A 19,521-nucleotide genomic window follows, 5' to 3' on the forward strand; every position below is an offset into this window, starting at 1 on the left:
TTATCCGATTCCTAAACTTGCATTGGTTTTTTCGATGGATCTGTGTGCATCGGTCTCAATACCCGTGAGGGCCCGAATGGCATCAATGGTCTCAGGGATTACAATCGCTTGGTTATCGACCACGTAGGCATAAAAAAGTTCATCGCCCACAACCTTGAGCATGTCTTCCCATAGGGCCACCTCGTACATATCGCCCCAAGGCCTACCCATATCCAAAAACATTTCTTTGATGGTATTGTTGGAGACCAAGCCTTGATCATAGTGAATGAACTTGATTCTACTTGAGGTTTTGAGGGCGTTCAACACCTCTTCCTTTGAGGCTTTTTTTCGTAGCTTAACGTTCCAGTAATGCATATGGCTCAAAGTCTCGGGAACTTTGACCGCAGAAGTAATGACATCCAAATCCGGATCGACACTTTGCGCGTCGGGACCTTGATGGCTCGGGATGTCCTTTTCCGGCACCATGGTGTTCATGATGCCGCCCAAGTGGCTTTCCCATGGGTCGGTCGCCCTTCTTAATAATGTTCCCCGTGCATAATCCAATAGATCTGCCTTTTTTAAAGCGGTCAATGTCCTTAAGATAGATGTGGTGTTACAGGAAACCACCCGGGTAGCATCTAGATTTACCGCAGTGCTATAATTGTTCTCGGCACTAAAGGAGTGGCCTGTGGTCTTGTGTTTTTCACCTCCCTGTACGATAAACTTGATCCCTTGCCCTTTGTATATTTCCACATTTTTCGCGGCGATGTTCTTTGGCGTACAGTCCACTACAAGATCTACTTTTTCTAAAATGTCTTGCATACTTCCTTCAATGGCAATATTGGCTGCTTTCATTTCTTTTTCGGCTTCGGGTGTGGCCGCATAAACTGCATACCCTTTTCGCACCGCATTTTGTATGCGCCAATCGCTGATGACATCACAAACCCCAATAAGGCTCATATCATCTTGTACATTAATGGCATCGGCCACTCTTTTCCCGATAACTCCGTATCCTACTACTGCAATGTTTTTCATGTTCTTTTATGTTTAACTGTTCTTAATTGTTTTCTGTTTCTGTATAATAATAGAGCACCCATTACCCCCGCTGTCAATGAAGCGAATAGGATGCTTACCTTGGCCGTAAATATTAGGGACTCGTCCGTAAAAGCCAGTTCGGTTATAAACAACGACATGGTAAAACCGATACCGCCAAGAAAACCTATACCATAAATCATTTTCCAATTCACGTTTTCCGGAAGCTTGGCGAGTTTAAATGCAACGAGTAGTCTTGAAAAAGCAGTAATACCGATAAACTTGCCAAAAATGAGACCTAGACCAATCCCCAAGCTAACCGGGCTGGATAGTACTTTCAGCAAATCTCCATGAAGATGTATTCCTGCATTTGCCAAAGCGAACAAGGGAAGAATTACAAAGCCCACTATTGGGTTTAAAGTCCTTTCCAATTTTTGGAGTGGAGTTTCGGCCTCGGAACTTGCAGTCTTTATATCCTCCAATATCTCCAATTGCGTTTTTGAGATAAGCGTCCCCTTTATGGACTTGGTTTCTTGAAATCTCTTATGTAAACGGTCTAAACGCTCTAAAAAGGTAGTCTCCTTAATTTTTACCCTACCAGGAATGGCAAATGCGGTCAGAATCCCGGCAATGGTTGGATGTACCCCTGAAAAAAAGAAGGTCAACCAAACACCACCGATGCCAATAATGGCATAGAACCATGTGCTTCTTACTCCCGCATAATTACCAATTATCAAAGCCGCGAAGAACAATAGTCCATGGAGTAGATCCATCTGCGAGATACCTGAGGTATAAAAGAGGGCAATGACCAAGACACCACCTAGATCATCCACAATAGCCAGTGTAATAAGAAAAACCCTCAAGGTCGAAGGAAGTCTTTTTCCGACAAGGGCCAGAACCCCTAATGAAAATGCAATATCCGTGGCCATGGGAATGCCCCAACCATTGGAAGCCTCGCCCGAGTTGTTGAACATAAAATAAATAATGGCAGGGAGCACCATACCACCTATTGCTGCACCGATGGGCAGTATTGCATCCTTTGGGGACGACAGTTTACCACCGATTATTTCACGTTTCAGCTCTAGACCGACTTGCATAAAAAATAGTGCCATTAAGCCATCGTTGATCCATAACAGTAGCGACTCAGATAGCTGAAATGTACCCACACTAAAGGCAAATTCGGTTTGCATTAGGCCGACATAATATCCCTTCCATGGCGAGTTGGCCCACACCATAGCAATAACAACAGTGATAAAGAGCACAATGCCATAGTTGTGCAGTCTTTTGATCGAGCTGCCGAAGAATTTCATAATACTGTTATTTGAATAATGGCTAGGCATCAATGCTGGATTTTTTGGGATTTACATCCTTTTCCCATTCATTATTGGAACTATATTTTAAGGAGGCTTTCATATAAGCATCACGTTTGAAACTTCTTATGATTACCCGGTTGCTTTTTTCGTAGGTAAAATAACTGATGGCCCAATTGAAGCCCACCAAAAATTTGTTTCGAAACCCGCTGATGGAAAGCAAGTGAACCACGGACCATAAAAGCCAGGCAGCATACCCGCCGAAGTGGAGCTTTCCTAAATCAGCGACCGCTTTTCTTTTACCAACTGTGGCCAATGAACCTTTATCTTTATACCTAAATGGTTTGGAAGGCATTGATTGAACGGTGTTCAATAGCACTTTGGCCAAATGACCGCCCTGTTGAATGGCGGTTTGGGCTACCTGTGGATGGCCCTTAGGGGTCTCGTCGGTGATTACCCCGGCAATGTCCCCAATGGCAAAAACATTATCCATGCCTTCCACTTTTAGATGGGTATCCGTTTTTAGACGGTTCCCATTAATTATATGTTTTTGATTGATGCCCGCTGGAACCTGGCCTGTTACACCTGCCGTCCAAATCAGGTTTTTCGCCATGATTTTCCTTCCACTTTTGGTAGATACCACATTACCGTCGTAACCGCTCACGGCCTCGTTCAACAACACTTGCACATTTAGATTTTTTAGATACCGAAGTGTTTTTGTCGAGGCTTTGTTGGACATTGAGGCTAATAGTTCGTCCGATGCTTCGATCAGGTAGATGTTCATTATGCTATTCGGATACTCGGGATAGTCTTTTGGAAGGATGTACTTACAGAATTCCGCCAAGGCACCTGCCATTTCGACACCGGCCGGGCCACCGCCCACAATCACAAAATTGGTCAGCGCATCGCGTTCTTCATCATCACAGGTTATGGCTGCCTGCTCCAAGTTTTGCAACATCATATGACGTATGTTTAGCGAGTCCTTGATGTCTTTCATACCAAGACTGTTTTGTTCCACCTCTTTCATGCCGAAGAAATTGGTCTTGGTTCCGGTGGCCAAGACCAGATAATCGTAGGTGAGCTTGCCTTTGTCTGTTACAACTGTGTTGGAAGCGGGTTCGATTTGCGTCACTTCGGCAAACCTAAAGCTCACATTACCATAGCCCTTGAACTGTTTTCTGAAGGGAAATACGATACTGTCCGGTTCAAGACCGCTGGTGGCCACTTGATAGAACAAGGGCTGAAATTGATGGAAGTTGTTACGGTCTATCAGCACGACCTGTACCTCCTTGTTTTTAAGGCCTTCTACCAGGGCCAGCCCTGCAAAGCCACCACCCACAACCACTATACGCGGCAAAAATGTTTTGGGCAAACAAACAGACTCCATCACTTCACAGTTGGCATCGGTATTGTTCTTTGATATGCAGGTATTCTGATTTCCCATGATCTGCTCTTTTATTTTTCTACGGACAAAATTTATCCTGTCACATTGTAAGTGGCCATATTTTATTTTTGATGTTTTTTTCTGACAATCAAAACAGAACAATGCGCGTGCATGGCAATGGATTGGGCGACCGAACCAAGCAAAAAGCGCGAGAATGCGCCATGGCCTTGTGATCCCAATACGATAAGATCCACCTCCAAATCAGTTGCCTTTTCCAAGATTGCATTTTTGGGAAACCCTTCTACAATATTGGTCGTTATCGACAACTTGCCGTTCTTTTGTTTTAACGACTTTGCAGCATTGTTAACGATGGTTTCAGCCGATTTTTTCGCATTTGACATGGCTTCTTCTTTATAATGGCCGATACCACTTAAGGGGAAAGCCCCTGGTACAGTTAACATTGGATTTTCATAAACATTTAGAACATGTATTTTAACTAATTTTGGCAGCGACATTGCCGCTAGTTCATCGATGGCATCTTTGCTGAATTCAGAGCCGTCAATTGCGAGTAATACTTTCATCTTCTTCGTTTTTATTTATAGACTTAACTTAAAAATTTTGATTCAAAACAATTGGGTTGATTAATTTTCTCCAATACAAATGCTCATAGAGGCCTGACCAATACATGCCAAAAGTGAAAGCGAACAAAAGCTCTTCGATTGGTATGCCGGCCACTAGAATATCACTCAGGTTTTCCAGATTCCAAAACAATGTTACGTAGTCGGGGTAAAACGGGAGAATACTTCCAAAATAAACAAAGTACAATGCCGTGAACAGAAATCCACTTATCCAGATTTTGGTCTTAAGGTCTGGGCGGCAGTATAACGTGGCCATTCCACCCAAGAACATGGCCAATATTCCACAGTAAATATGGTTCATGGGAGTGAAAAGGGCCAATATCAAAAACACGACCGCCGGTACGAAAAGGATATATAGATGCAACCTATGTCTATAATGGTTACGCTCGGTATGCGGTATTTTAACATACCTTCGCTTGAAAATAAGATTGTAAAGTACGGTGCCAATACCCCCGATGGCAAAAGAGAAAATGATGCTTTCAATATCGAACCCGGTCTTTATCGCCAAATCGAAGAGCGATGGCGGGTGCCAATATTCGGGAACGAACAGCGGCTCGGTTAGCCCAAAGGGCATGGTTATCCAACTCATCCTCAACATTTCTTTACGGGAATCCTTCTTCAAAAGATAGACCACGCCCCAAAGGGCCAGTATGATAAGGGACCATATAAACCAAACGTATTGCATAAGATTATAATTTTCTGGTTTCTAAATAATCAACCGCTTCCTTGACCGTCAAGGGGTAGGTGGCATTCCCCGTTCTGACATAAAAGGTTGTATTTTCGGTATCGCTGACATAGATTGGTTTTTTAGAAGGTTCGACAGCTATTACGCACACATCTTCACCATTTAATTTGTAAAATGAAATGTGATTGCTAAAACAAGCCTCGTGACCTAACTGTGTTGAAATTATCCTGAAAATTTCACGCTCATATCCATCTTTGTTCTTGTGCTTTAGGGTCTTGAAATCTTTTTCAAGGCCCACAATGTTGCCATCATCGTCAACGCCAATGATCAATTTTCCACCTTTTGCATTCATAAAACCAGTGATGGTCTTGGCAATGACTAGTTCCAGTTCGCGGTTCGTGGTTTTCCTAAAATAATCGTAACGAATAGATGACTTGAATTCTACCCGTTCATTCTCACCCGCCTCTATCAATTCTTCTAAATCACGCAGTAACAACTGCTGTTGTGTGCCTATAAGCTTGTTCTTTCGCCTGAGGGTTATGAAAAATAGACCGGAAACTATCCCTAGGAAAATGCCAAGGATTGTAAGCGAGACGCTCATCCCTCTCATATCAAAAGTGAAAGATTCTAAAAACTGCGACTTTAAGACGTCCCAAAACAGGGAAAATGAAAATGGTGTATTGCTAAATTCAAACCAATAGAGCACCATGGTAAAAGGATGGACAAGGAAATAGAAAATGCCCCCCCATATTGCCGTTTGGGTGAAAATTGTTTTGATATTTCTTGCAGTACTATTCACTTATTCTACTTTATATGGTTGTACTCTAGGTTCAATTCCGGGATTCTATTGTCAATTGCTCAGTTCTTTGGCACTTTCCGCCAACAAATTGCCTGTGGTCGATGCGACACCGGTTCCTAAAAAGTCTCTCCGATCTTTTGTTCAGATTATCTACTCTTAATCTGTGTGTTGTAAAATGCTGCAATCAGGGCACCTGTGAGCCAAGCAATGATAAATGTCTGGACAATGCCAATAAGTGCCTCCCAAATTGGCACGTCTACCCGTATTATACTGGTAGTGTCCAAGCCGTGCAGCAGGCTGTTGAAAAAGGTTATGCTTCCTTCTTGTCCTGCTGTCGCCAAAACAATCATGCAGCCGGCGTAGAGGATTGCAGCGGTCAGCCCCATGGCAAAACCGAATTTTTTTACATTGATACGATTCATGATTCTTGTTTTAATGTTTATTGTTGTTATTATTCATTTATGAGTTTGTTCATGTGCAAAAACCAAAGTTGGAGTCAATGGTTGCGCTCAAGGCTCTTTTTGTATTCCATTTTATTGTGCATGGCCTTGGCGAGATCCTCGTGTTCTAACGTGTGATCACAAAAAGAATCGGTCAAAAGGCTGTCCGAAGCAATGACCGGCATAAAATGGTGGGTGGTCAGTAGCATAAGGTCAGGATATCTAGTAATCATATCGCTCAATTTGTTCGCTAGTATGGTATCCTTTGCTGCTGCTTTTACGAGTTCGTCCACCATCATTCCCATGGCATGGTCGTTATCCATCATGTTGGCAATGTATTTTTTGCCCAGATCGTGATTTTCGACAAGTGCGGACAATACCTCTTCTTGCTGAGAGTGGTCCTCGAGCATATCCTTTACAGAACTACCCTGTTTTTGTGAGCAGGCCGAAATGAGTAAAGTAGCCAATACCATTATGCCTGTCTTATAAACTTTTATCTTCATTTTGACTTTTTTTAGTAATTAATATTTGCCCTACATTCCTTAATTTGATTTCAAGATCTTTTTTGATTCTTCATATTCCTCCTTAGAGATTTCGCCATTGGCGAAGCGCTTTTTTAGAACTGAAAGTGGGTCTTCCTTCTTTGATTTTCTGTAAGGGATGTCATATGGCACCAAGAATATCCATATCAAGAGGATCAACCATATGACCCACCAGATGACGTGCATGCCGCCCCAATGTCCGTCGAAAAAATGCATAGTTTTAGTTTTAAAGGTTATACATTACTTGTTTTCGGACTATTTGTCCGATTGTAAAAGTTTCTTAGATTGCTCGTATTCTTCTTTGGAAATCTCGCCCTTCGCGAAGCGGATTTTGAGCAACATTAGTGGGTCATCTCCCTCAATCTCTTCATAGGAGGAACTGGTTGGGGCAAAGAAAATCCAGCCCAATGCCACAATCCAAATGGCCCACCAGATCAGGTGCATGCCCCAAAAAAATCCATCTTTGTAAAACATATTTTTAATTTGAAGGTTTTTATGATTTTAACTAATCTCTGCTATGGTATAGCCCTCAAGTTTGTTGAGTTGCCCTTGCAGTTCTTCTACCGTAAGCTTCTTGTTCATTGTTACAATGGTTGCGCCCATAGGCTGTAAAAAAACTTCTACTTGCTCTACTTCAGGATGTTCTTCCAAGGTCTTCTTGATTCTTGTGATACAGCCACCGCAGCTTATTCCGTTAATTTGATATCTGTACTTCATTTCGAAAGTATATTTTAATGGTGCCGATGCCCCCGGTGATCTTCTTGGGTCTCAGTGGAATCTTGCTCTTTGTCATGATCATGGTATTTACTGTTATCAGATTTTCCATGATCACCATGCCCGTGACCACCGTGAGGTATGAAAAGGTGTATCAAAAACATCACGATGATAAAGGAAAAAAGCCCATTGTACCCTGTAATGCCAAATGCAGGCGCAAAAAAAATCAACAATAGCGGGAGACCACAACCGATGACCATCCAAATCCAATGTCCTTTCATGATTTTTATTTTTTCGTTACCTATTATGTGTTAATGGTGCTCAGAATGGTCATCTCCTTTTGATTTCATTGTACCATCATCCATCATTCCCATTCCTTCCATATCCATTCCCTTTTCCTTCATCATATTCATGCACGACTCCATACAATCATTGCTCATCATCCCTTTGTCTTGCATCATTTGCATCATTTCGCCCATCATCTCGCCATCCTTTATCATTCCGTTCATCATGGAATGCATCATTTGTCTGTTGCCCATCATTTGGTTCATTATGGTGCTGTCGCCCATCATCATTTGCATGCCTTGTCCCTTCATCATGGTGCCCATCATTTTTTTGTTTCCCTGCATCATTTGCATGGCATGGTCGCTCCCTTGCATCTGTTCCATGAATTCCATCATATAATCATGGTTTTGTACCAGATCTTTAAGGATCTCGCTTCTGGTTTCCTCGTTTTGAAGCAAGGTTTGTACATCGGTTGATTGTTTGCAACCGTTCAAGGACAAAAGCCCTATCACAGAAAAAATAATTACTAAATTTCTCATTGTATATGAATTAAGGATTAATCGTCAATTGGCTGATTTCAGAAAGGATTCGATTTTGGTGATCTCCTCTTCCGTCAGATTGGCCCTAACCCGCATGTGCAGGCTTATGGTTTCCCAATCGGTATCGTTGTAATCCGCGGGTGAAGGGGCAATATGACATCGGTTGCACACCTCGCCCCAGAGCTGCGCCCCGGATTTTTCAATTTTGAAATCCACTTCACTCCCCGCCACCTCGGTCGCGGTATCCGTCGCAATGGGTTTTTTATTGGAGGAGCAGGCGACCATGATCGATGCCATGACGGACAGGATTATTGCTGCTTTAAAATTCGTTGTTGTTTTCATTTCACTTTCTTTTTTTGATTTTAAAATCCAATGGCCCAATGCACAAACAATCCATTGGTACGGGTCGTGCCATCACTGTCATGACCACCTTCCATCTTGGTGGTTTGATAGCTGAATTTGACCACGGAACGCCAACTCAGCCAATAGTTCAAACCAAAAGCGTACTGCGTTGACTTCTCTTCCCACTCCGCTCCTTCAGGTGCGTTGAAATCGGAATATCGACCCACAAATTCAAGTTGTTTCATAAAGTCGCTTCCCGACATGATGGGGCGATAGCTCAATTGTGTATAAAAGGAGCTGCTTTGGTTGTCAAAGGAGTAAGGTTCGGAAATCCCATCTTCGATTTCATAGTAGGTGGCGGTATCCACATTGGAACTGTTGTACTGGGCCTTGATGTCCACAACCCCTTGTAAGGGGGTGATCGATTTTACATAGGAAAGATCCAGCGCCCAAAGAAAGGCACCCACATCCTTGTAATCGGAGTCCTCTGCACCGGTACTGTTGGTCATATAGGCGGAAATCCCCCATTCCATGGATGAATCCGAGAGCGGGAGTAGGCCGATCCTGCCACCCAAGGCCTTGGCCAGGTTCACATCTTCATAATAACCGAAATCCAGCATACCCGCTTCTTCAGGCTCCTCACTTCCATCTTTGATGCGCGGACCGTTGGTCACATAAACCGCATAGTTCAGTTTGGGACCGCCCAGATCGAATGCCCCCCTGAGTTCGACGCCGATATCGGAGGCCGGTGCAATTCCGTCGTGACCAAATCCAAGGGGTCTGCTTGGAAGTCGGTTGATCCATGCAGGGTGCAAACGCTCCATAAAGGTTCCAAAGGGAAGCAGGAATTTACCGGCCCTTACGGTCATGTGCTTGTTGAGCACATACATCACATCGGCATATTCCAGTCCCGTTTTCAATTCATTTCCTTCGAGCTCAAACTCCAGTTCGGCCTCGAACATGAGCTTGTCGGAATGCTTGTAGAGGAATATAGGGGCGAATGTGGCCCCTAGAAAGGTGGATTCTTGTTCACCACCGGTATCCAAATATTCAAATCCGGTGTGTCCGTAACCACGCAGCATGAACTGCGTCTTACTGGGTTCAAAGGTGTTGTAGGTCTGGGCCAAAGCCGAAGATCCCAACCCTAAGATAATTAGGGTCATTAGTAGTTTTTTCATTTTTTCAAGGTTCTGATATAGTTGATCAATTCCCATCTCTTGTTTTCGGGAAGTGCGGTTTCATAGGAAGCCATAGGGGGCTTACCGTTGGTCAATTTCCAGAATAGGGCACCGTCCGATTGGGACTGTACCTTGGCACTGGTCAAGTCGGTGGGTTTTGGGGTCAATCCGGCTCCGCCCATGCCGTCTCCCTTACCCTTGGCCCCGTGGCAGATCACACAGAGCATTCTGAAGGTCCGTTTGCCGCTTTCTGTCGCCGTGGCATCATTTTTTAAGGGATTGTTCAAATTGTCCGCACTGGCCGGGGCTTCCCATTGGGTCTGTGCTCTGGTCGCCTGTAGGGCCAAAAGGGTCATTAGGAACGTTAGCATTATGGGTATTGATTTTTTTTGTGTAAGTTTCATTTTATTATTTGTTAGGTTGTTGCGTTAAAACTACTGTTTGACCTGACAGGCCATCTTCATAATATTCCTGGATTTTTATATTATTTCGTCAAGAAAATCCCTTTGCCACATTTGTCCGTTTTTGTAATCCGTCATGCTCATCCCCATAATTTCCTTGAACTGTGCGGACAAATGGTTGACGCTGCTGTAATCGAGCATATAGGCGATATCGGAAAATGAATATTGTCCCAGTTGGATAAGCTCCTTTACCTTTTCGATCTTGAGCTTGATAAAGTACTTTTCGATCGTGATGTTTTCATTTCTGGAAAAAACCTTGCTCAGTACTTTGTAATCGCGATGCAATAAATCGACAAGGTAGTCCGAGGTGTTCCCTTTGTGGTTAATCGGGACGTTGGTCACTAAGGAAATCAAGCCTATCTTGATTTTCTCAACGATCATTTCCTCTTCGCTTTTGGCTATTTCAAAGCCATTGGAATGTAGGACGTCCACGACTTTTTGGTCAACTTCGGCAATCCCTATTTCCGGGGCATTTACCGTAAGTTTCCCCAGTTCAAGGGATAGAACCTCAATGCCCAGGTCATGCAATTCTTGTCTTATGACCTTGAGGCATCGCCTACAGACCATATGCTTTATCCAGTATTCCTTTTTGGAATCCATGGTGTCTGAGTTATTGTTAAGCGTAAATAATATCGGGTCAAAACCCGATAGGAGAATCGATCAGGATATGCCGTCGTGGAGATAGCACACGACAAAAAAGGTCATTTAGTGGCCATGACCAATGTGAAGAGCGAACGATTGCATTGACGTTCCGCCAGTGTAAAAATCAAATTAGGAAAGTTTCATGAAGGACAAGGAGATCCTGTTCGATCCACGGGGGATCGTAGTCTTTAAAAGGGATTATGTTTTCCTGTAGCCCTTCGAAACGATCGATATGGTAAAAAATAAAGGCATTTAGAAATACAAGTGTGCCGAAATCAAGGTCAAAGGAATCCAGCATCAGGTCATCCTTGCCAATATTGGCATAGGTATCGGTGCTGCAGCAATCCTTTTGTTCCAAAGAGCACTTCCTTGAGGTGTTTTTGGGATTTTGAAGCTTTTGGTCGCAGGGTTTTGCTTTGCCGGTCACAGAAAAACTGACCAACTTGTTACAGCAAAAATGGGCATTCGATGCAAAGGAAGTGGTACTGATCAATACAGAACAGGCCAGAAACAGGGACAATATTTTCGATGTGGTTTGCTTCACTTCCTAAAGTTACTAAATTTTGTTTAACTCGCTAAAAATCAAACTGTAATCAATTATGCAGTTATCCATATGATTACTGTTTGTGTGTGATTTCAGCAGGATTTGGTTCCAAATGTAAGGTATGGGATTCGGAAAAAACATGACAAATATCAGGTTTACCAAAAGTACTGGCATTGGGCCACCACAAGGATCACAATACTATACTGGTATACAATATGTGGGGAAAGGAATGACCGTCAGCTGTCCAACGATCGGATTCGGTATCGAGGAACTTTAAGGTCTGTTATGGTTCGATTGAAGACAAGGGTTCCACCTTTAATCGGGTTGAAAATACAATGCTATTGGTCAGGGTTCCATCCGTTGCCAGTAAGGAGGGCCTTCGAACCACGATGTGCTTTATACCGTCCCGGACCAGATACGATGGTCGTATAAATGATTGATGGTCAAAAGTATGGGGTGCCATGGTCGGTACTTTGAAAAGCAGGGGCTTTATGCGGAATCCTTGTATAAATTGTGTTAAATTTAATGAGGTTGTTAAAATTTTTGTAGTTTTGTAACCGCTTATGAGAATATTTTGGTTCAAAATATTATCTTGTTTTATGGCACTCAACGTGCTGGCATCCACCTTTTCCTTTGCGGTGGCACAACACTATTGTGGGGAAGATCTTGTTGATTTTTCCTTCTTCGGTAAAGCGGAATCCTGTGGAATGGATATGCAGCAGCCATCGGATTCACACCAGCACAAGCTGCAGAAAAAACAGTGTTGCGATGACGAAACGCTTTCCGTACAAGGAAATGGGGATCTATTGCTTTCCGTTGAAAATTTAAGTGTTGGGGAGCATCAGTTCCTGGTTGCCTTCACGTACAGTTACATCAATCTTTTTGAGGGATTACAGGAAAATATAGTTTCTGTCGTACATTACCCTCCGCCCCTTTTGGTCAAGGATATTCAGATTCTTGATCAAACTTTCCTTATTTAAGAGCATATCGATGACGTTTGGCCGTGCTATGGTTTTTGGCATGGCCCTAGGTATTTATTGCCTTTGGAACATTTTCACTATTTCCAACACAATAAACTCATGATATGCTTAATAAAATCATAAAATACTTTTTAGAGAACAAACTGGTGACCGTTCTCGTTTTAATAACGTTGGTTACCTGGGGGATTGTCACTTCCCCCTTCAATTGGAATACGGGCTTTCTCCCAAAAGACCCGGTGCCCGTGGATGCCATTCCCGATATTGGGGAAAACCAGCAAATTGTTTTCACGCAATGGCCCGGGCGATCGCCACAAGATATCGAGGATCAGATTTCTTATCCAATGACGACCTATTTACTTGGAATTCCAGGGGTGAAAACGATCCGTAGTTCATCCATCTTTGGATTTTCCAGTATCTATATCATTTTTAATGATGATGTGGAATTTTATTGGTCGCGCTCCCGGATCCTTGAAAAATTGAATTCACTTCCCGCAGGGCTGTTGCCCGATGGGGTAACCCCGACTTTGGGTCCTGACGCCACGGCATTGGGACAGGTATATTGGTATACCCTGGAAGGAAGGGACAAGGATGGGAACCCTACAGGAGGATGGGATCTGCACGAAATACGGACTGCCCAGGATTTTTATGTGAAATACGGGTTGAATGCCGTGGACGGGGTGTCCGAAGTGGCTTCGATCGGTGGTTTCGTCCAAGAATATCAAGTGGATGTAAATCCAGATGCCCTGAAAGCCTATAATATTCCTTTATACAAGGTCATGGAGGCCGTACGGAAGTCGAACAGGGATGTGGGCGCCAAGACCATTGAAGTCAATCAAGCAGAATATTTGGTCAGGGGCTTGGGATATGTCAAAAATACGGAAGACATAGAAAAGGCCGTGGTTGCCGTCTTTGACAATGTCCCGGTTCGGGTCAAGGATATTGGGGTGGTCAGCTTGGGACCGGCCACACGAAGGGGCGTGCTCGATAAAGGGGGCGCCGAAGTGGTAGGTGGCGTCGTGGTCGCCCGTTATGGTTCCAATCCTTTGGCGGTCATCAATAATGTGAAGGACAAGATCAAGGAAATCGCACCCGGTTTGCCCAAAAAGACATTGGCCAATGGTGTGGAAAGCCAATTGACCGTGGTCCCGTTTTATGACCGGACACAGCTCATCCACGAGACCATAGGTACTTTGGAAAATGCCCTGTCCCACGAAATACTGATCAGCATCATCGTTGTACTGGTACTTGTCCTCAACCTGAGGGCCTCTGTGATCATATCCAGTCTATTGCCTGTCGGGGTCCTAATGACCTTTATTGTCATGCAATATGCCGGGGTAGATGCCAATGTGGTGGCCCTTTCCGGGATAGCCATTGCCATAGGGGTGATGGTGGACGTGGGGATCGTGTTCGTCGAGAACATTATCCGTCATTTGGAAATGCCCGAGAACCATGGTGCCAAGGGCAAGGAACTCATTCAGGTAATATATAAGGCCACCGTGGAAGTGGCCTCGGCAATTACGACCGCATTGGCGACCACCGTCGTGAGCTTTGTGCCTGTCTTTGCCATGCAATCGGCAGAAGGGAAGCTATTTAGGCCCTTGGCCTTTACCAAGACCTTTGCCCTGTTGAGCGCCTTTGTGCTGGGAATCGTTGTGCTTCCGGCATTGGCCCATTTTGTAATGGGGGTGGATTATGACAAGAAACGGGTGCGACGGTTTTGGTCCATTCTATTGATATCCACCGGGCTTATTTTTGCATTTTATGCCCAGATGTGGTTGCCATTGGTCATTTCACTCATTGGGTTGAACAATTTGATGGAACCCAAATGGCCGGAGCACTATAAATCGTTTCCCAACTATATCAATTTGGGACTGACCGTTTTTATCGCTTCCTTCTTCCTGACCGAGGAATGGATGCCCTTGGGACCCCAAAACGGTATTGTGGTCAACTACTTTTTTGTGTTGTTCCTAGTGGGCATTATCCTGGCCGCTTTGATGGGAATCGTACATTTCTATACCCCGGTCCTAAAGTGGTGTCTGGAAAACAAAGGAAAGTTCATGCTCATCCCATTCGTGACCCTGTTTTTTGGGGTATTGGTTTGGCTGGGGTTCGATAGCACCTTTGGAATCGTGGCCAAAGGCTTTGAATCGGTAGGTTGGAAAAGTGTCAGACAGACCTCGGGATGGCAGGCAGCTTCCAAGAGATTCCCGGGAATAGGATCCGAGTTCATGCCATCGCTCAATGAAGGTTCGTTCCTGTTGATGCCGACATCCATGCCGCATTCAGGGGTGGAATACAACAAAAGGGTGGTTGGACAGTTGGATATGCTCTTGGGAAGCATACCCGAAGTGGACTTGGTTGTCGGTAAACTCGGTCGCGTTGAATCCGCACTGGACCCTGCACCCATTTCCATGTATGAGAACATCATCAACTATAAACCTGAATTCATTGTGAATGAAGACGGACATAGGGTCCGTTATAAAGTAGATCGAAAGGACAGGTTCATTACCCAGCATAAAGACACTTTGACCAATGAGGAGGCCTTGCAGTTAGGGATTGCCGAGAAGGACCTGATCGTGGATGAGGACGGTGAGTTTTTCCGAAACTGGAGGCCTCATATCAAATCCCCCAACGATATCTGGGATGAGATCGTAAAGGTCACCAAGATCCCGGGCATAACCTCTGCTCCCAAATTACAGCCCATAGAAACCCGGTTGGTGATGTTGCAGACCGGAATGCGCGCTCCCATGGGGATCAAGGTTTTTGGTCCCGATCTGAAGACCATCGAGGATTTTGGGATGCAATTGGAAGGTATCTTGAAGGAAGTGCCCTCGGTCAAGGCAGAAGCCGTATTCGCCGATAGAATAGTGGGCAAACCTTATTTGCACCTCAATATCAACAGGGACGGGATATCCCGATATGGTTTGAACATTGAAGATGTGCAGCAAAGCATCGAAACAGCGATCGGTGGGATGAAAATCACCTCCACCGTTGAAGGTAGGGAACGTTTTCCCGTGCGGGTGCGCTACCCGAGGGAATTGAGGGACGACCCGGAATCGTTGAAGAAAATTTTGATTCCCACACCGGTAGGGGCGCAAATTCCCTTATCCCAAGTGGTGGATTTTGAATATGTCCGCGGGCCTCAGGCCATCAAGAGCGAAAACACCTTTTTGGTGGGCTATGTGCTTTTTGATAAACGGGACGGTTTTGCGGAAGTCGATGTGGTGAACGATGCCCAGGAAGCCATCCAGAAAAAAATCGATGCAGGGGAATTAACGGTTCCCGCCGGAATAAGCTATAAGTTTTCTGGGAGTTATGAGAACCAAATCAGGGCAGTGAAAAGACTGTCCATTGTCATACCGATCAGTTTGATTGTGATTTTCTTGCTCCTGTTTTTTCAGTTCAAGACGGTCATCGCATCCTCCATCCATTTTTCCGGAGTTTTTGTTGCTTTTGCGGGAGGTTTCATAATGCTCTGGCTCTATGGTCAGGATTGGTTCATGAATTTTGCCATTTCAGGGGTCAACATGCGGGATCTGTTCCAAATGCACACGATCAATTTAAGCGTTGCGGTTTGGGTTGGTTTTATCGCACTTTTCGGTATTGCCACCGATGATGGTGTCATCATGGGTACGTACATCCACCAGGTTTTTGAGGAAAAGAACCCTCAAACCGTACCGGATGTAAGAGCGGCGGTTTTGGAGGCAGGGAAAAAAAGGGTCCGTCCCGCCATGATGACGGCCGCCGTGGCCATCATCGCCCTTTTGCCCGTGCTGACCTCTACCGGAAAAGGGGCCGACATTATGATTCCCATGGCCATCCCGACTTTTGGGGGAATGGCCATTCAGATCATGACCATGTTCGTGGTCCCGGTACTCCAAGCCTATTGGAGGGAAACAGTCATTATAAATCGCAACAAAGCATTGAAAAAAATACAGTAAAATGAAAAATGTATTGACCATCATATTTGTCTTGACAAGTATCCTTTCCAACGGCCAGACCTTGGAGGATTACTTTAAGGTAGCGGCTGAGAACAATCCAGGGTTGCTTTCACAGTACAAAGATTTTGAGGCGGCGTTACAAAAAGTACCGCAGGTGAAGGCTTTACCAGATCCAAACCTGTCCTTTGGGTACTTCATCTCCCCGGTCGAAACCCGGGTAGGGCCCCAAAAGGCAAGGTTTTCACTGACTCAGATGTTTCCTTGGTTTGGAACCTTAAAGGCCCAAGGTGATGCCGCTGCACTTATGGCAGAGGCCAAGTACCAGTCTTTTTTGGATGCCAGGAACAAACTTTATTACGAGGTTTCAGCAGCTTATTTTCCATTGTACGAACTTAAGGAGTGGGTACGGATCGAAGAGGACAACATTGCCATTCTGGAATCCTACAGGACGGTTTCCAATACGAAATTCAAAAATGGCTTGGGATCATTGGTCGATGTCTTAAGGGTGGACGTGCTTTTAAAGGAAGCCCGGACGAATCTGGGTATCCTTAAACATAAGGAAATCCCCCTTTTGGCGTCCTTCAATAAACTATTGGACCGTAAGGAAGATGAACAAATAAACATCCCTGAGACCTTTGGGGTCAATGTACTGCCCATTGATTATGTCAAAGATTCCTTGGTAGTGGACCATCCGCTCTTGAATTCCCTGGAATTAAAGGTCAAGGCTGCAGCGGCATCCGAAAGGGCAGCCCTTAAACAAGGCCTGCCAAAAGTGGGGGTCGGACTGGACTATGTAATGGTTGATAAGCGTACCGACATGGTGGTTCCCGATAATGGCAAGGATGTATTGATGCCCATGGTTACCTTGAGCCTGCCCCTATTCAGGGGTAAGTACAGGGCAGCCGAAAAGGAGGCCCAATTGATGCAGGAAAGTTATGCACTGCAAAAAAAGGAAGTCACCAATACATTGAAGACCAATTATGAAATGGCCGTTTTTGACATAAGGCAGCAGACGGATTTGATTTCCCTCTTTGATGAACAGATCATGGAATCGGAACAAGCACTCAATCTGTTGTTCACAGCCTATGGGAATTCCGGGAAGGACTTCGAGGAGGTGTTACGAATGCAGCAACAATTGTTGAAGTATACTAAATTGAAAATAAGCGCATTGACGCAATATGAAATAGCGTTGGCCAAGTTTAACTATATCACGGCAAAAAAATAATCAGATGAAATCAGAAACACAAAAAATAGTAAAAATAGCCTTGTCCACCTTGGTTCTTGGACTTTTGCTGGGATGGCTATTGTTCGGGGGCTCCAAGGGCAATGCCACAGAGGAACACCAACATACTTCGGAAGTATCGGGAGAAACCATTTGGACCTGCTCCATGCATCCCCAGATCAGACAGACGGAACCGGGAGATTGTCCCATTTGTGGGATGGACTTGATCCCTTTGGAAAATGACAACGGTTCGGAACTGGACCCCATGGCCGTTAGCATGTCGAAAACCGCCATGCAGCTTGCCAATGTCACTACGGAAATCGTGGGCAAGACCGCCCCGGTCAAATTGATCGATCTTAATGGCAAGGTGGAAGCGGATGAACGATCGATCTATTCCCAATCTTCCCATATTCCCGGGAGGGTGGAACGGCTAATGGTCAATTTTACAGGGGAGTACATCAAACAGGGGCAGATCATCGCCTATATTTATTCCCCTGACCTGGTCACTGCCCAAGAGGAACTTTTTGAAGCAAGAAAGGTAGCGGACACCCAACCGCAGTTTTTTAATGCCGCCAAGGAAAAATTAAAAAACTGGAAGCTTTCCGACAACCAAATCGCACAGATACTTCAATCCGGGACCGTTAAGGAGGAATTGCCGATACATGCCGATGTTTCAGGCTACGTTACCGAAAAAATGGTAAACCTTGGCGACTATGTCAACAAGGGCAAGGCATTATATCAAATTGCCAACCTGAACAGCGTTTGGGTACTGTTCGATATTTATGAGTCCGACATGCCCTGGGTAAGAAAAGGCGATGAAGTGGTCTTTACCATACCCTCGCTCCCGGGCGAAAACTTCAAAGGCAGGATTTCCTATATCGACCCGGTGATCAATCCCATGACAAGGGTTGCCAAGGCCAGAATCGAGATCGGGAACACCGGTTTAAGGTTAAAGCCGGAAATGTTCGCTTCCGGAACCGTAAAAGCAAAACAGCCCATTGCATCAGAAGCGATAACCATTCCTAAGTCGGCAGTGATGTGGACCGGGGAACGTTCTGTGGTATACATCAAGAATACCACATCCAATGGGGTGAATTTTGTGTTGCGCGATGTCACCTTGGGACCATCGTTGGGAAATGGTTTCATTGTCAAGGAGGGGCTGCAAGAAGGGGATGAGATCGCGGTAAACGGGACCTTTAGTATCGACGCGGCGGCCCAATTGGCCGGGAAACCGAGCATGATGAATCCTGAAGGTGGGCCCGCCATGACGGGACATAACCACGGAGGCATGAAGATGGGGGATGACAAGGGTACAGGCGGTAGCGATCATTCGGAAATGGATATGGGGGATCCCGGCTTGGAAAACAAAACAGACCATTCTGATATGAACCAGCGAATGACGGCGACAGCGACTTTTAAAAACCAATTAAAACAGGTGTTGAGCGCCTACTTGGAGTTAAAGGATGCGCTTGTCAATGATAATGCCGCCAAGTCCAATGCCGCTGCAAAAAAAGTGTTGTCGGCCTTGGAACATGTGGATATGAAACAATTGACGGACAAAAAGGCGCACGGCCATTGGATGACGATATCGAAGGAAATCTCCAATTCGGCGAATTCCATTTCAAAGATATCGGATATCAAAGCCCAACGCGATCATTTTAAACATCTGTCCGCCCATCTATCCAAAGGTGTCAAGCTTTTTGGGGTCGATCAAAAGATATACGAACAGTTTTGCCCGATGGCCGATAACAACAAAGGTGCCTATTGGTTGAGTACGACCAAAGAGATCAAAAATCCCTATTTCGGAGAGGCTATGTTGACCTGCGGTGAAATCACCGATGAAATGTAATTGAACAAATGTAAA

General features: G+C 44.8%; 22 protein-coding genes. 4 read left to right on the top strand and 18 right to left on the bottom strand.

The annotated features are described in order from the left end of the window. The 18 genes from FOT42_RS17285 to FOT42_RS17370 all read right to left on the bottom strand — a co-directional run bounded on the left by FOT42_RS17285 (nt 1) and on the right by FOT42_RS17370 (nt 11,514). Nucleotides 1-1,014 carry a type II glyceraldehyde-3-phosphate dehydrogenase gene (locus tag FOT42_RS17285; RefSeq protein WP_036378943.1) on the bottom strand — a complete coding sequence of 338 codons (1,014 nt, stop codon included), beginning with the start codon at nt 1,012-1,014 and terminating at the stop codon, nt 1-3. Beyond that, a complete protein-coding gene (gene nhaA / locus FOT42_RS17290) occupies nt 1,011-2,321 on the bottom strand; it encodes a Na+/H+ antiporter NhaA (RefSeq protein WP_226789940.1) in 1,311 nt (436 codons plus the stop codon). Before nhaA ends, FOT42_RS17285 begins: the two co-directional genes overlap by 4 nt. 22 nt (nt 2,322-2,343) lie before the next feature. Further along, on the bottom strand, nt 2,344-3,708 hold the full coding sequence (locus FOT42_RS17295) for an NAD(P)/FAD-dependent oxidoreductase (RefSeq protein ID WP_051947539.1): 1,365 nt from the start codon (nt 3,706-3,708) through the stop codon (nt 2,344-2,346). A gap of 119 nt (nt 3,709-3,827) precedes the next feature. Then, on the bottom strand, nt 3,828-4,286 hold the full coding sequence (locus FOT42_RS17300) for a universal stress protein (protein ID WP_036378941.1): 459 nt from the start codon (nt 4,284-4,286) through the stop codon (nt 3,828-3,830). 28 nt (nt 4,287-4,314) lie between these two features. Then, nucleotides 4,315-5,028, bottom strand: a complete 714-nt coding sequence (locus FOT42_RS17305) for a lycopene cyclase domain-containing protein (RefSeq protein ID WP_036378939.1) — start codon at nt 5,026-5,028, stop codon at nt 4,315-4,317. A 4-nt stretch (nt 5,029-5,032) separates the two neighbouring features. Further along, on the bottom strand, nt 5,033-5,827 hold the full coding sequence (locus tag FOT42_RS17310) for an AlbA family DNA-binding domain-containing protein (RefSeq protein ID WP_051947114.1): 795 nt from the start codon (nt 5,825-5,827) through the stop codon (nt 5,033-5,035). Between the two features lie 146 nt (nt 5,828-5,973). Further along, a complete protein-coding gene (locus FOT42_RS17315) occupies nt 5,974-6,249 on the bottom strand; it encodes a DUF5676 family membrane protein (RefSeq protein ID WP_036378938.1) in 276 nt (91 codons plus the stop codon). Between the two features lie 74 nt (nt 6,250-6,323). Then, a complete protein-coding gene (locus FOT42_RS17320) occupies nt 6,324-6,770 on the bottom strand; it encodes a hypothetical protein (RefSeq protein ID WP_036385892.1) in 447 nt (148 codons plus the stop codon). Between the two features lie 39 nt (nt 6,771-6,809). Further along, nucleotides 6,810-7,025 carry an SHOCT domain-containing protein gene (locus FOT42_RS17325; protein WP_036385890.1) on the bottom strand — a complete coding sequence of 72 codons (216 nt, stop codon included), beginning with the start codon at nt 7,023-7,025 and terminating at the stop codon, nt 6,810-6,812. A gap of 39 nt (nt 7,026-7,064) precedes the next feature. Next, on the bottom strand, nt 7,065-7,283 hold the full coding sequence (locus FOT42_RS17330; protein WP_036385889.1) for an SHOCT domain-containing protein: 219 nt from the start codon (nt 7,281-7,283) through the stop codon (nt 7,065-7,067). A gap of 27 nt (nt 7,284-7,310) precedes the next feature. Then, nucleotides 7,311-7,526 carry a heavy-metal-associated domain-containing protein gene (locus tag FOT42_RS17335; protein WP_036385886.1) on the bottom strand — a complete coding sequence of 72 codons (216 nt, stop codon included), beginning with the start codon at nt 7,524-7,526 and terminating at the stop codon, nt 7,311-7,313. Between the two features lie 14 nt (nt 7,527-7,540). Continuing rightward, on the bottom strand, nt 7,541-7,804 hold the full coding sequence (locus FOT42_RS17340) for a hypothetical protein (protein WP_081894146.1): 264 nt from the start codon (nt 7,802-7,804) through the stop codon (nt 7,541-7,543). Between the two features lie 30 nt (nt 7,805-7,834). Beyond that, complete coding sequence (locus FOT42_RS17345) at nt 7,835-8,347, bottom strand: hypothetical protein (RefSeq protein WP_036378936.1); 513 nt, start codon at nt 8,345-8,347, stop codon at nt 7,835-7,837. A gap of 24 nt (nt 8,348-8,371) precedes the next feature. Next, nucleotides 8,372-8,689: a hypothetical protein gene (locus FOT42_RS17350; protein ID WP_147378303.1), complete on the bottom strand. Its 318-nt coding sequence runs from the start codon at nt 8,687-8,689 to the stop codon at nt 8,372-8,374. 20 nt (nt 8,690-8,709) lie between these two features. Beyond that, a complete protein-coding gene (locus FOT42_RS17355) occupies nt 8,710-9,867 on the bottom strand; it encodes a hypothetical protein (RefSeq protein ID WP_151891735.1) in 1,158 nt (385 codons plus the stop codon). Further along, nucleotides 9,864-10,238, bottom strand: a complete 375-nt coding sequence (locus FOT42_RS17360; protein ID WP_226789941.1) for a c-type cytochrome — start codon at nt 10,236-10,238, stop codon at nt 9,864-9,866. Before FOT42_RS17360 ends, FOT42_RS17355 begins: the two co-directional genes overlap by 4 nt. A 108-nt stretch (nt 10,239-10,346) precedes the next feature. Continuing rightward, on the bottom strand, nt 10,347-10,928 hold the full coding sequence (locus FOT42_RS17365) for a helix-turn-helix domain-containing protein (protein WP_036385881.1): 582 nt from the start codon (nt 10,926-10,928) through the stop codon (nt 10,347-10,349). A 166-nt stretch (nt 10,929-11,094) separates the two neighbouring features. Beyond that, nucleotides 11,095-11,514: an HYC_CC_PP family protein gene (locus FOT42_RS17370; protein ID WP_036385880.1), complete on the bottom strand. Its 420-nt coding sequence runs from the start codon at nt 11,512-11,514 to the stop codon at nt 11,095-11,097. Nucleotides 11,515-12,077: 563 nt separating this feature from the next. Here FOT42_RS17370 and FOT42_RS17375 point away from each other — a divergent pair. The 4 genes from FOT42_RS17375 to FOT42_RS17390 all read left to right on the top strand — a co-directional run bounded on the left by FOT42_RS17375 (nt 12,078) and on the right by FOT42_RS17390 (nt 19,506). Continuing rightward, complete coding sequence (locus FOT42_RS17375; RefSeq protein ID WP_036385878.1) at nt 12,078-12,494, top strand: HYC_CC_PP family protein; 417 nt, start codon at nt 12,078-12,080, stop codon at nt 12,492-12,494. A gap of 104 nt (nt 12,495-12,598) precedes the next feature. Further along, nucleotides 12,599-16,435, top strand: a complete 3,837-nt coding sequence (locus tag FOT42_RS17380; RefSeq protein WP_036385877.1) for an efflux RND transporter permease subunit — start codon at nt 12,599-12,601, stop codon at nt 16,433-16,435. Between the two features lies 1 nt (nt 16,436). Next, the gene (locus FOT42_RS17385; protein ID WP_090294896.1) at nt 16,437-17,660 is read left to right on the top strand and encodes a TolC family protein; all 1,224 of its coding nucleotides are present in this window, start codon (nt 16,437-16,439) and stop codon (nt 17,658-17,660) included. A gap of 4 nt (nt 17,661-17,664) precedes the next feature. Then, nucleotides 17,665-19,506 (top strand): efflux RND transporter periplasmic adaptor subunit, encoded by a 1,842-nt coding sequence (locus FOT42_RS17390; RefSeq protein ID WP_036385873.1) that lies wholly within the window; start codon nt 17,665-17,667, stop codon nt 19,504-19,506. Nucleotides 19,507-19,521 lie beyond the last annotated feature (15 nt).

Source organism: Flagellimonas hadalis (assembly GCF_007785775.2).
Lineage (GTDB): Bacteria > Bacteroidota > Bacteroidia > Flavobacteriales > Flavobacteriaceae > Flagellimonas > Flagellimonas hadalis.